The following is an 11,796-nucleotide window of genomic DNA, read 5'->3' on the forward strand; positions in this document are numbered from 1 at the left end:
TCAGGCACAAAAAAAGACGTCCGTTGACGTCTATTGATGTTCCGATGGTGCCGAAGGCCGGACTCGAACCGGCACGTATTTCTACGGTTGATTTTGAATCAACTGCGTCTACCGATTTCGCCACTTCGGCACTGAAGGGGATGCGGAAACGTTGTGGATTATACCTGTCGCACGCCGCCATGCAAGCGGAGGCGTGCAGTTCCGCAGCTAAGTGTCCAAAAAACCAGCGTAACCCAACCGCCGTTACAGATCCGACACCGCATAACGTATCAGCCCGGCGGCGTTCGGCTCTGGCAGGGCGAGCACGTTGTTCCACAGATCCTGCACCAGGTCGCAGCTCTGCTTCTCTTTGTCCTTCCCTTTTTGCGGCATCTGCAGCAGCTCGATATCGTCGCCGTACTTCCCGCTCAGCTTCTGGATAATCGGCACCACGTCGGTTTCAGCCTGCTGAATCTCCTGCGGGGTCACGGTGTGTTTGTCCGGCCCAGCGGCGGCACGCATCATGTCGACATCGGCCTGCATGCGGCGCTGCATCAGATCCTTATCCAGCAGACGCATCGGGTTGACGCCGCCCTTCACCTCCGGGTAGAGGAAGCGGTAGCAGCTGTCATCGCTCACCTTCTGCATGGCGGCGGTCTGCTCCATGTTGATCTTCATATACTCGACCACGTTGGCGTCCGGGGCGTTTTGCAGGCGCGCCATCTGCAAGTGCAAAATCTTCGGCTGCACGGTGTCGATAATCTGCTGCTCGTTTTTACCCGCTTTTTGCAGGGCCAGCATCTCGTCCTGCACCTTTTTGCGGAACTCGGGTTCCTGCTCTTTAATCACCTGCCACACCGGCATGCTGCTGAGCGCGGTGTCGAGCTGTTGTTCGGTGTTGGGCGCTTTGTCGCGGTAAATCCAGCCTGCCGCCACCATACCCAGCACCACGGCAATGGCGATACGTAAACCCTTTTTCATCGTTCCCTGTCCTTATGTCATGTTAACCGGCACTCCGCTATGAAAGCGGAACTCGCTGTCCGGGGATAAGATCAGCTCCGCCTCTATCTCGCCAAACAGCTTCACGCGCGGGGTGATGTCGTCATCGCTGACCTGCTGCGCCAGGCGCAGATAGTCCTGATAATGCCGCGCCTCAGAGCGCAGCAGCGACAGGTAAAACTTCTGCAACCCCTCGTCGAGGAACGGCGCCAGCGCGGCGAAGCGTTCGCAGGAGCGTGCTTCGATATAGGCTCCGCAAATCAGCTTGTCGATCAGCGTCAGCGGCTCGTGGGTGCGCACGGCTTTGAGCATCCCTTTGGCGTAGCGGCTGGCGGTGATTTTGACGTAGGGAATGTTACGCATCAGCATCGCCTCCCGCACCTGCCAGAAATGGTGCAGCTCCTCTTTAATCAGCAGCACCATGCTGTCGATCAACGCCTGGCCCCAAGGGTCGTCGGTCTTCGGCATCACGCTTTTGCCAATCTGCTTATGCAGGACGACAAAATCGGGTTCCGGGCCTTCGCGGAAGGTAAAGGCTTCGTAGGGCTTGAGCCACTCCAGCAGCGCGTCGGCACTGCTCTCGTCGGCAACGTATTTACGCACCAATAATAGCGCGGTCTGGGCGGCTTTGAGTTCGCACACCATATGGTCGGTGAGCAGCAGCGGCAGGTTAGCCGGGTCGCGGGCTTTATCAATCCATGCTTGCGGGGTTGGGCACTGGAGGAAGTTGAGAACAGGGGCAAGTATCTGCGGGTAATCCATTTTTAACCTTTTGGATGCGGCAGCTTCCGCTGCCGCAAATACACGTCGCTCTTTACGCTGCCTCTTTGTTGGCTGCCTTCGTTCACCCCAGTCACTGACTTATGTAAGCGACCGGGGAGTCACGCCGTTGCCGCCTCGATGCAACGCGAATGTCCCGTGTATTAAATTAATCAGTGACGCACGCCGTCGTCATCTTCATCAACGAAATCTTCGTCGTCGTCTTCGTCACCCTCTTCGCCGTTCGGGTCTTCGAAGTAGGTGCCCCAGCCGTCGTATTCCACTTCAAAACGTTCGGCCAGGTCCATCAGCTGTTCAACCTGGGCGTCGATCAGCTCTGCCTTCAGCGCGCCTTCGCTCAGGATATCGCAGCAGATGACGGTGTCGCCCTCTTCCACTTCCAGCTCTTCTGGCTCGGTCACTTCGTAACCCAGACGGAACGCTTCAACCGCCAGTTTTTCCAGCGCTTCGAAATCATCCGCAGAGAAATGGTGCTCGATGGTGTACAGCGCATCCGGATCGCTGCCGTCTTCCAGCAGTTCTTCAATAATCAGTCGCGTCTCTTCGCGCTGTTCTTCCAGCAGTTCTGGGTTTGCCATGGCTCGTTCCTCTTTAAAGTGCGGCAGATACTTCTATTTTCACACACGGATGTGTTTGCCTCCACCTTTGTAAGAAAGATTTATGATACGGGGTTGCAAGTGAATATTGATACAGATAAAGTGAATTTTAATTCAATAAGTGGCCTTTGCCATGTGAGGATAAAATGTCTGAACTGTATAAAAAACACTTCCTGAAATTGCTCGATTTTACCCCTGCACAGCTCACCTCTCTGCTTGCCCTGTCAGCACAGCTGAAATCCGACAAGAAAAAAGGTACCGAAGTACAAAAGCTTACTGGCAAAAACATCGCGCTCATCTTCGAAAAAGACTCTACCCGTACCAGATGCTCTTTCGAAGTTGCCGCGTTTGACCAGGGCGCACGTGTGACTTATCTCGGGCCGAGCGGCAGCCAGATTGGGCATAAAGAATCAATTAAAGATACCGCACGTGTGCTGGGCCGAATGTATGACGGCATTCAGTATCGCGGATATGGCCAGGATGTGGTCGAAACCCTGGCGGAATTTGCTGGCGTGCCGGTATGGAATGGGCTGACCAATGAGTTCCACCCTACCCAGCTTTTAGCTGACCTGCTTACCATGCAGGAACATCTCCCGGGCAAGGCCTTTAACGAGATGGTGCTGGTCTATACCGGCGATGCGCGTAACAACATGGGTAACTCGATGCTGGAAGCGGCGGCCCTCACCGGGCTGGATCTGCGTCTGGTGGCACCCAAAGCCTGCTGGCCGGAAGAGAGCCTGGTGGCAGAGTGCAGCGCGCTGGCAGAAAAGAACGGCGGCAAGATCACCCTCACCGAAGATGTCGCGGCGGGCGTGAAGGGCGCAGACTTTATCTACACCGACGTGTGGGTGTCGATGGGGGAAGCCAAAGAGAAGTGGGCGGAGCGGATTGCGCTGCTGCGTGGCTATCAGGTGAACAGCCAGATGATGGCGCTGACGGGTAACCCGGATGTGAAGTTCCTGCACTGTCTGCCGGCGTTCCACGATGACCAGACCACGCTGGGCAAGCAGATGGCGAAGGAGTTCGATCTGCACGGCGGGATGGAAGTGACGGACGAGGTGTTTGAGTCGGCGGCAAGCGTGGTATTTGAACAGGCAGAAAACCGCATGCACACCATTAAGGCGGTGATGGTCGCCACCCTCGGTGAATAACCCCTATTATTTTTAAAATGCAGGAGGGTTGCGGCCCTCCTGATATTCACTTTATCCGCTCGGGATAATATAAGCTCACCGGTTGATTAACTTGCCGATACCCGCACCTTGCCGTAAGGGCACCGCTTAAAAATACATTTTACCGTGGCAATACATTCCTTGCTTTCCGGGTCGCGATGGCCGGGGCAGCTGGACATGTTGTGCATCACGCGCCATAGGGTGTGGCTGTATTTGTCTATTTGCAGAATATTAATATCACGTAGCTCGTCATTAACGAATAAACGGTTATGACAAACATGGATTTCATCGCCGGGCTTAAAAAGCTTCTTGCCGTTATACCAGAGAATATATTTATGATTATGCGAAGTGAGAATTTTTGAAAATAACGTCCCAGTAGCCGGACTGGCAATAGTACCCAAAGCGATCCAAGTTTTAGAAGCAGTCATCCAAATACCTTTTAAACGAGCTATGCAAAATGCGTAAAGCCTTACGCTTAATGAGTGTAAGAGAACAATGAAAATGTGGTAATAGGTACAGCCTATCCTTTCAGGCAAGGGCGATAAGCCTCAACGATCACTTAAGTCAAATTTTTGCGCCATGAATATTACGCTGAACAAAACCCCGCCTCCCGGGTCGATTGATTTTTCAGCGTAAACAGGGTACGTTTTGGCCTTAATTCCCGTGCGGATGTGCCGAACTTATGCCTATTATTCAATCTGTTGAACGTGCCTTACAGATCCTCGATCTGTTTAACGAACAGGCGACGGAACTTAAAATCACCGACATCAGTAAACAGATGGGCCTGAGTAAGAGCACGCTCCATTCGCTGCTCAAAACTCTGCAACTGCACGGTTATATCGATCAGAATCCGGAGAACGGTAAATACCGCCCTGGCATGAAGCTGGTGGAACGCGGCCACTTTGTGGTGAGTACGATGGATATTCGCCAGAAAGCGAAGCACTGGCTGACGGACCTGTCGGAGCGCACCGGGCAGACCACCCATCTGGGCATTCTGGACGGGCGCGAAGGGGTCTATATCGAGAAGATTGAAGGCAAGCTTGCAGCCATCGCCTACTCGCGCATTGGCCGTCGCCTGCCGGTGCATGCCACCGCCATCGGCAAAGTGCTGATCGCCTGGCTGAGCGACGCCGAGCTGAACACGCTCCTCGACGGATATGAGTACACCACCTTTACGCCCGCGACTCTGGCCTCACGCGAGGCGCTGCTGGCCGCGCTGGCGCAGACCCGTGAGCAGGGTTATGCCCTGGACAGCGAAGAGAACGAGCAGGGGGTGCGCTGCGTCTCGGTGCCGGTGCGTAACCACGAATCCCGCGTGATTGCCGCCCTGAGCCTGTCGACCTTGACCTCCCGCGTTAACGACGATGAACTGGCGCGTTTCCGCGAGCAGTTGCAGGAGTCCGGGCGCCAGCTCTCACGCGCGCTGGGCTACCCGGCCTGAAGGTTTACGCCGTGACTGGCGTATAGCTGAAGTACGCGAAATCGGCGTAGCAGCCGTCGCCGCTGATATCTTCACAGTGCAGCCCGACAAAAGCCCCGGTAAAGAAGCCTCGCCCTCCGATATAGTCATCCGACAGTTTCCACGCCTCATAGGTGACGGGCACGGTCTGCCACGTCTCGCCATCAAACGAATAGCTGTAGCGGTAGACCAGACGATCGACATCCACCCGCAGCCATATGCTCTGCGCCTCATCCGGCACCGGGATGGGCTGCTCGTGCAGCGGCCACGACGGCACGTTGTGGTCAAGCTGGATCACCTTCAGGGTCCTGCCCTGCCCCTCCTCGAAATCGACAAAGCAGTAGCTCCAGTTTTTGCTGTTGTAGTAGCAGGTCAAGCCCGCGCTCTGCTGGAAGTGACGTGGGTCGAACGTCATGCACGTTTCCGCGCGGAAGGCAAAATGCTGCCAGCGACGCGCCACGGTGGACTGGGTAAAGGTCGAGTTGAGGGAGTCGTTACCATACAGGCGTAAAAAACCCGGGCGGGCGCGCAGGGAGCCAAGCGTATCGTCGAACGGAATGCGCAGGGTTTGCAGCTCAGGATCGAGACGTCCACCGTCGAAATCATCCCGCCAGTGAGACGGCGTCACGCCCTGGCTCTCGGCCATTTGCGGGCCTGGCACTGTCAACCGGGCGTGTTTGCCACCTTCAACGTACGGCCAGCCGTCGCGCCATTCGATGCGCGCGATCCCCGTCTCACGCCCCAGCGAGCAGTAGCCACGTCCGCCAGCGGCCAGCAACGGAATGCCCGGCAGACGCTGCGGGCGGCTGGTCAGATACGCCATGTACCATTCGCCGGTGTGGGTCTGGAGCAGCGAGCCGTGCCCGCTTTTTTGCAGCGGGTTCTCGGGCAGATGCCAGCTGGTCATCATCGACACCTCGGGGTGCAGCTCGTACGGGCCATCCAGTGTTTTCGCGCGCAGCACCACCACCGCGTGTTCGTAGCTGGTACCCCCTTCGGCCACCATCAGATAGTACCAGCCGTCTTTACGGTAAATATGCGCCCCTTCGGTGTAGGCCAGCGGCGTGCCGGTGAAGAGGGTTTTACGCTCGGGCGACAGGGTGCCGGTCTGCGGATCAAATTCCTGCATCACAATGGTATTGTGCGGATTGCTGTGATGGCGCGGCCCCCACGGGCGATAAATGTAGTATTTGCGGCCATCGTCGTCGTGGAACAGGGATGGATCAAACCCGCCGTTGCCCATCGGGATCGGCTCACTCCAGGGGCCTTCGATGGAGGGGGCCGTCACCAGGAAGTTACGCCCGTTTTTCCACGGCGAATCGACAATTTTCACATCGGTATAGAGCAGCCAGAACTGCCCGTCGGCGTAGCTCAGGCACGGCGCCCAGATCCCGCCGGAATCCGGGTTCCCCTTCATATCCAGCATCGATACGCGATCCAGCGGGGTACTCACCAGCCGCCAGTTTTTCAGGTCGCGGGAGTGGTAAATGCGCACGCCAGGGAACCACTCAAAGGTTGAGGTGGCGATGTAGTAATCCTCGCCCTGACGGCACAGCGACGGGTCCGGGTTGAAGCCGGTCAGAATCGGGTTGGAAATGGTGTACATAGTGCCTCCTCCTTAATGAGATGCCGCCGTTGCCGCTTCGGGGATGGCGTCGCCCTGCGCCGCGCGATGCTTAAGTAACTGCTGGCTGATGGCTTCCACCCGCGCATCCGAGAGCTTATAAAACGACAGCATGGTGAACATGCCCACGTAGAGCACCACCGGCACCACGCAGAACAGAATTTTGATGGTGGTTAACACTTCGACCGGCTGCACGCTGCTGCTGGCGGAGTAGTTCACGTACGCCAGGATCCAGCCCACCACCGCGCCACCGATCGCCAGGCCGATCTTCAGGCTGAACAGATAGGTCGAGAACACCAGCCCGTCCAGACGGCGGCCGCTGCGGCTCTCTTCGTAATCCACCACGTCGGAGGCCATCAGCCACTGCAATGGCGTCGTGGTGTTAAACACAAACAGGAACAGAATGTTGAGGGCGAAAATCAGCGCCATATGTTCAGCCGGGGTGAAGAAAATCAACAGGCTGATCAGGGAGTAGATGACAATAATCCACTTGAATGCCTTCACGCGGTCAAAACGGCCCAGCAGGCGGGAGGAGCAGAGCGAACCAAACATGGTGGCGATGCTGCCGTAAAGCAGAAACTGGGTCGCCATCTCCGGGTGGTCCATCACGTATTTCACGAAGTAGAGCGTCGCCCCACCGCGCACCACGTTGGAACAGGTGGCCATCATTTTGAAGGCACACATGATCCGCCACTGGCTGTTGCCGAGCAGCAGCTTCAGATCTTTCGCGACCGACGACCCCGGCTGCACCTCAAAGGTGTAGCGCTCTTTGGTGGTGAAGAAGCAGACGTACAGCAGCACCACGCCACTCACCCCCAGCACACACATGGCGCCAAAGTAACCGAGCTGCTCGTTGCCGTTACCGATGATCCCCACCAGCGGCAGGGCAATACCGCTGATCGCCAGCGATCCCGCCGCCGCCAGGAAAAAGCGCCACGACTGCAGGGCATGGCGCTCCTTCGGATCGGCGGTGATCACCCCTGGCATGGCGCAGTAAGGCACGTTGACGAAGGTATAAACCAGCGTCAGCAGGATGTAGGTGACGCAGGCGTAAATAATTTTGCCGTTGGCGGAGAAGTCCGGCGTGTAAAACGTCAGCATACAGACGATGCCAAACGGGATCGCGCCCCACAGCAGGAACGGGCGGAACTGGCCGTGACGGGTACGGGTGCGGTCCACCAGCAGCCCCATCAGCGGGTCGGTCACCGCATCCAGCACGCGAGAGACCAAAAACAGCGTGCCCATAATGCCCGCCGACAGGCCAAACACGTCGGTATAAAAGTAGGCGAGCAGGAACATGGTCGCCTGCCAGACAAAGCCGCAGGCGGTATCACCCAGCCCATAGCCAATTTTATCTTTCATGGTTAATTGCATCATCAGAAATACACCCTTATTTAGTGTGCTGAATTCACAACATCGTGTTAATGGAGTGTAATAAGCTGCTCAATTAACCAGCAATGGTCATATCTTGTTTCTGAATTACGTTATTTTGCTTTTGTGACACGACGCTATATAAGGTAAATAATTGTTTTTAGAGAATTAAAAATAATAAAAAACAGACACGACAAAGCCGCCCACGGAATATTTCCCGTAGGCGACAAAAGTGATAAATATATTTAAATCCCGAGCGCTTTTTTACCGGCGTTTATTACCTCGATGATTTTATCGGTGTCATAAATACAGCCTTTCCAGGTGCCGCCACTTATTGACTGTAATGCCGCCCACAGCCGCGTATCGTCGGGTAAAAAATCATGGGCGTGCAGCTCCGGGTGTGGCTGACGACGTGCCAGCTCCACCGCCCCCTCTGCCGGGGTGAGCGGTGCCAGCGGCGTGCCGATAAAGTTGACGCTGCCGGTCAGGGAAAGGCGGTCCACCACAATCTCGATGATGTCGTTATCGCGCAGTTTGCCGATCGGCCCACCGGCCAGCGCTTCGGGGGCCACATGCCCAAAACAGGCACCGGTGGAGACGCCCGAGAAGCGAGCATCGGTGATCAGCGATACCGTTTTTCCCCAGGAGACATGCTTGAGCGCCGAAGTCAGCTGATAGGTCTCTTCCATCCCGGTGCCGGACGGCCCGCCGCCGATCACTACCATGATGTCGCCCTGTTCGATCTCGCCGCTTTTGATCGCCTTGATCGCCCGGGCTTCCGAGACAAACACCCGCGCCCGCCCGGTGTGACGGTACACCCCGTCCTCACCCACGACCGACGGGTCGATCGCCGTGGCCTTGATCACCGATCCTTCCGGCGCGATGTTGCCCACCGGGAACGCCACCGTGGAGGTCAGCCCCCTTGCTTTGGCGCGTTCCGGCGGCAGGATCACGTCGTCAGGATCGACGCCATCCTGCTCGCGCAGGCACTGCCGGAAGCGTTCGCGGCGCACCGAGGACTGCCACCAGTCGAGGTTTTCCCCGACGGTCTGCCCGGTCACCGTCATGGCATCTTCGTGCAACAGACCCAGCGCGCGCAGATGGAGCATTACTTCCGGCACGCCGCCCGCGAGGAACGCCCGCACCGTCGGGTGATAATCCGGCCCGTTGGGCAGAACGCTCACCAGCCGCGGCACCTTACGGTTGATGCGCGTCCAGTGATCGACGTCAGGAATAGTGCAGCCCGCCGCATGGGCAATGGCCGGGATATGCAGCAGCAGGTTGGTCGAGCCGCCGAACGCGGCATGGATCACCATCGCGTTCTCAATCGCTTTGTCGGTGAGGATATCGCGTGTGGTGATGCCGTGGTTATCCAGCTCCACCACCGCCCGCGCGGACTGGCGGGAAATCTCCAGCCACACGTCCTGCCCGGACGGGGCCAGTGCGGAATGCGGCAGCGCCAGCCCTAAGGCTTCGGCCACCACCTGTGACGTCCCGGCTGTGCCCAGGAACTGGCAGCCGCCGCCCGGCGACGCGCAGGCGCGACAGCCCAGCTCGGCGGCCTCCTGCAAGGAAAGCTCATGGTTGGCGTAACGCGCGCCGATGGTCTGCACCTTGCCCGCATCCTCGCCAAAGGTGGGCGGCAGCGTGGCCCCGCCCGGCACCAGAATGGTCGGCAGGTTGTGCATAGAAGCCAGCGCAATCATGGTGGCAGGCAGGCCTTTATCGCAGGTCGCAACCCCGATCACCGCCCGGCGCGTCGGCAGGGAGCGGATCAGCCGACGAAACACGATCGCCGCGTCGTTGCGATACGGCAGGGAATCGAACATGCCGTGGGTGCCCTGGGAGCGACCGTCGCAGGGGTCGCTGACAAAGGCGGCAAAGGGGATCCCGCCGTTGCGGGTGATCTCTTTCGCCGCCGCCTGCATCTGCAGGCCAATCTCCCAGTGGCCGGTGTGGTAACCCAGCGCAACCGGGCGGCCATCGCCCGCGCGGATCCCACCCTGCGTGCCAATAATCAGCACCTCTTTGCCGGTGAGTTTGTTGGCATCCCACCCCATCCCGGCGTTCTGCGTCATGCCAAACAAATTACCGCTCGGCGATTCCATCAGCATCTGCGGGGTCAGGGGCAGCGCCCCCTGTGGCCCGGCCGCATGGGTGATCACCGAATAGAAGGCGTCGTCCTGCGGGGTAAAAATCTTCTCTATCGACATCGTGACCGTCCGACTCAGCAGAGCTTGAGCTGTTGCAGCAGCGTTTTCAGCTGCGCCTTGCGCGGTTCATCCAGCGGCCCGGCAGGCGGCAGCACATGGGTGGAGACCGGACGCACGCAGAGCACAATGGCCTCTTTAATCACGTTCACGAACGGGGCATCCAGCTGATACATCTGCGGAATTTGCAGCAGGGTCTGATGATACTGCGCCGCCCGGGCCAGATCGCCATCGCGGAAAGCCTGCAACAGTTTCACCGAAATCTGCGGGGCAAAGTTGCCGCTGGCGGAGATCGCCCCATCGCCACCCAACAGCATGGTATTGAACAGGTGATCGTCATAGCCGCACAGCACCACAAAGTCGGGGTGCGCCGCCTTGACGGTGAGGATCATGCTGCGCAGATGGGCCACGGAGTCGATGGTGTCTTTAATCCCCACGATATTGCGGCGGGAGTCCACCAGGGTTTTGACAAGCTGCGGGGTCAGATCCTGCCCGGTCAGCGCCGGGAAGTTATAGAGGATCACCGGCAGGGTCACGCTGTCAGCTACCTGCTCGAAGTAGCGGATCAGATTCGCTTCAGACACTTTCCAGTAGTAGGGATTAATCACCACGATGCCGTCTGCACCGACCTGCTGCGCGTGCTGGCTCAGCTCGATGGTCTCCCGGGCGTTGGTGCCCCCGGTGCCGATCAGCACCGGCACCCGGCGATCCACATGGGCGACAGCAAATTCTGCGATGGCTTTGCGTTCTTCGGTGTTGAGCTGCGAAAACTCCCCGCCGCTGCCCAAAAAGAACAGGCCATTTACACCGGCGTCGATCATGCTGTCGATTAACGTGGCGGTACCGGCTTTATCCAGCGCGCCGTCGGCGGTGAAGATAGTGGAGACAGGGGGAATAATGCCCGAGAACGGTTGAGTCTGCTGCATGGGATCTCCTTGCTGAAAGCATTTGTTCTACATTATAGAACAGCGTTCGTTTATTTGATTTTCATACTATGACGCAGAAAAAGCGCAGGTAAATGGGAAGGAAAGAAGGAGTGTAGAAAATTTAAGCTGGATCACATATTAAAGGGCGCGGCCTGAGGCCCTCACTCTCTCCCGCTGGGTTGAGGGTTCCCCACAAAAATATTGGCACGGTCGGCTCCCGCTCCTCTTTGGGAAGAGGGTTGGGCTGAGGGATCCCCCATAAAAAATGGGCACGGTCAGCTCCCTCTCCCCTTTGGTGAGAGGGCTGGGGTGAGGGATCCCTACAAAAAAATGGGCACGGTCGGCTCCCTCTCCTCTTTGGGAAGAGGGTTGGGCTGAGGGATGCCCACAAAAAAATGGGCACGGTCAGCTCCCTCTCCTCTTTGGGAAGAGGGTTGGGGCGAGGGATCCATACAAAAAAATGGGCACGGTCAGCTCCCTCTCCCCTTTGGGAAGAGGGTTGGGGCGAGGGATCCATACAAAAAAATGGGCACGGTCAGCTCCCTCTCCCCTTTGGGGAGAGGGTTGGGGTGAGGGGAACATGCGACTCAGGTGGTGGTTCCGTTCACTTTACGTTCTGCACTTCTCTGCCAGCCGCGTCACCCGTGAACGTGCCAGGGGGGCTCGCCGCCTCCCCCTGGCTA

General features: G+C 57.8%; 11 protein-coding genes and 1 tRNA gene. 3 read left to right on the forward strand and 9 right to left on the reverse strand.

The window, feature by feature from the left end:
* Nucleotides 1–45: 45 nt before the first annotated feature.
* The 4 genes from ACF8PE_RS04200 to rraB all read right to left on the reverse strand — a co-directional run bounded on the left by ACF8PE_RS04200 (nucleotide 46) and on the right by rraB (nucleotide 2,336).
* Nucleotides 46–130 (reverse strand) — tRNA-Leu (locus ACF8PE_RS04200).
* A gap of 113 nt (nucleotides 131–243) precedes the next feature.
* Nucleotides 244–918, reverse strand: coding sequence for a topoisomerase II (locus ACF8PE_RS04205; RefSeq protein WP_392494635.1), 675 nt, complete (start codon nucleotides 916–918; stop codon nucleotides 244–246).
* Between the two features lie 54 nt (nucleotides 919–972).
* Nucleotides 973–1,740 (reverse strand): tRNA isopentenyl-2-thiomethyl-A-37 hydroxylase MiaE, encoded by a 768-nt coding sequence (gene miaE / locus ACF8PE_RS04210; RefSeq protein ID WP_392494628.1) that lies wholly within the window; start codon nucleotides 1,738–1,740, stop codon nucleotides 973–975.
* 170 nt (nucleotides 1,741–1,910) lie between these two features.
* Nucleotides 1,911–2,336 carry a ribonuclease E inhibitor RraB gene (gene rraB, locus ACF8PE_RS04215; protein WP_032616269.1) on the reverse strand — a complete coding sequence of 142 codons (426 nt, stop codon included), beginning with the start codon at nucleotides 2,334–2,336 and terminating at the stop codon, nucleotides 1,911–1,913.
* Between rraB and ACF8PE_RS04220 the strand changes: the two genes are divergently transcribed.
* Entirely contained in the window at nucleotides 2,226–2,531 is a 306-nt protein-coding gene (locus tag ACF8PE_RS04220) for a hypothetical protein (RefSeq protein ID WP_392494629.1), read from the forward strand. The two genes, rraB and ACF8PE_RS04220, sit on opposite strands and share 111 nt — an antisense overlap.
* The gene (gene argF / locus ACF8PE_RS04225; protein WP_392494630.1) at nucleotides 2,501–3,505 is read left to right on the forward strand and encodes an ornithine carbamoyltransferase; all 1,005 of its coding nucleotides are present in this window, start codon (nucleotides 2,501–2,503) and stop codon (nucleotides 3,503–3,505) included. Before ACF8PE_RS04220 ends, argF begins: the two co-directional genes overlap by 31 nt.
* An 86-nt stretch (nucleotides 3,506–3,591) precedes the next feature.
* On the opposite strand, the gene ACF8PE_RS04230 is transcribed toward argF, so the two are convergent.
* A complete protein-coding gene (locus ACF8PE_RS04230) occupies nucleotides 3,592–3,951 on the reverse strand; it encodes a hypothetical protein (RefSeq protein WP_392494631.1) in 360 nt (119 codons plus the stop codon).
* 254 nt (nucleotides 3,952–4,205) lie between these two features.
* On the opposite strand from ACF8PE_RS04230, the gene ACF8PE_RS04235 reads away from it, so the two are divergent.
* Nucleotides 4,206–4,964 carry an IclR family transcriptional regulator gene (locus ACF8PE_RS04235; RefSeq protein ID WP_392494632.1) on the forward strand — a complete coding sequence of 253 codons (759 nt, stop codon included), beginning with the start codon at nucleotides 4,206–4,208 and terminating at the stop codon, nucleotides 4,962–4,964.
* 4 nt (nucleotides 4,965–4,968) lie between these two features.
* Here the strand turns inward: ACF8PE_RS04235 and ACF8PE_RS04240 are convergent, their stop codons facing one another.
* The 4 genes from ACF8PE_RS04240 to ACF8PE_RS04255 all read right to left on the reverse strand — a co-directional run bounded on the left by ACF8PE_RS04240 (nucleotide 4,969) and on the right by ACF8PE_RS04255 (nucleotide 11,113).
* Entirely contained in the window at nucleotides 4,969–6,588 is a 1,620-nt protein-coding gene (locus ACF8PE_RS04240) for a glycoside hydrolase family 43 protein (protein ID WP_392494633.1), read from the reverse strand.
* Between the two features lie 12 nt (nucleotides 6,589–6,600).
* Nucleotides 6,601–7,983: an MFS transporter gene (locus ACF8PE_RS04245; RefSeq protein ID WP_144884421.1), complete on the reverse strand. Its 1,383-nt coding sequence runs from the start codon at nucleotides 7,981–7,983 to the stop codon at nucleotides 6,601–6,603.
* Nucleotides 7,984–8,222: 239 nt separating this feature from the next.
* Nucleotides 8,223–10,190 carry a YjhG/YagF family D-xylonate dehydratase gene (locus tag ACF8PE_RS04250; RefSeq protein WP_342760244.1) on the reverse strand — a complete coding sequence of 656 codons (1,968 nt, stop codon included), beginning with the start codon at nucleotides 10,188–10,190 and terminating at the stop codon, nucleotides 8,223–8,225.
* 14 nt (nucleotides 10,191–10,204) lie between these two features.
* Nucleotides 10,205–11,113 (reverse strand): dihydrodipicolinate synthase family protein, encoded by a 909-nt coding sequence (locus ACF8PE_RS04255; RefSeq protein ID WP_392494634.1) that lies wholly within the window; start codon nucleotides 11,111–11,113, stop codon nucleotides 10,205–10,207.
* Nucleotides 11,114–11,796 lie beyond the last annotated feature (683 nt).

The organism is Leclercia sp. GLN_9, from assembly GCF_043105735.1.
Lineage (GTDB): Bacteria > Pseudomonadota > Gammaproteobacteria > Enterobacterales > Enterobacteriaceae > Enterobacter > Enterobacter adecarboxylatus.

Coding starts and splice junctions, on each gene's coding strand:
- ACF8PE_RS04205 (WP_392494635.1), bottom strand. CDS start 918: ATGGTGGCGGCAGGCTGGATTTACCGCGACAAAGCGCCCAACACCGAA.
- miaE (WP_392494628.1), bottom strand. CDS start 1,740: ATGGATTACCCGCAGATACTTGCCCCTGTTCTCAACTTCCTCCAGTGC.
- ACF8PE_RS04220 (WP_392494629.1), top strand. CDS start 2,226: ATGGTGCTCGATGGTGTACAGCGCATCCGGATCGCTGCCGTCTTCCAG.
- rraB (WP_032616269.1), bottom strand. CDS start 2,336: ATGGCAAACCCAGAACTGCTGGAAGAACAGCGCGAAGAGACGCGACTG.
- argF (WP_392494630.1), top strand. CDS start 2,501: ATGTCTGAACTGTATAAAAAACACTTCCTGAAATTGCTCGATTTTACC.
- ACF8PE_RS04230 (WP_392494631.1), bottom strand. CDS start 3,951: ATGACTGCTTCTAAAACTTGGATCGCTTTGGGTACTATTGCCAGTCCG.
- ACF8PE_RS04235 (WP_392494632.1), top strand. CDS start 4,206: ATGCCTATTATTCAATCTGTTGAACGTGCCTTACAGATCCTCGATCTG.
- ACF8PE_RS04240 (WP_392494633.1), bottom strand. CDS start 6,588: ATGTACACCATTTCCAACCCGATTCTGACCGGCTTCAACCCGGACCCG.
- ACF8PE_RS04245 (WP_144884421.1), bottom strand. CDS start 7,983: ATGATGCAATTAACCATGAAAGATAAAATTGGCTATGGGCTGGGTGAT.
- ACF8PE_RS04250 (WP_342760244.1), bottom strand. CDS start 10,190: ATGTCGATAGAGAAGATTTTTACCCCGCAGGACGACGCCTTCTATTCG.
- ACF8PE_RS04255 (WP_392494634.1), bottom strand. CDS start 11,113: ATGCAGCAGACTCAACCGTTCTCGGGCATTATTCCCCCTGTCTCCACT.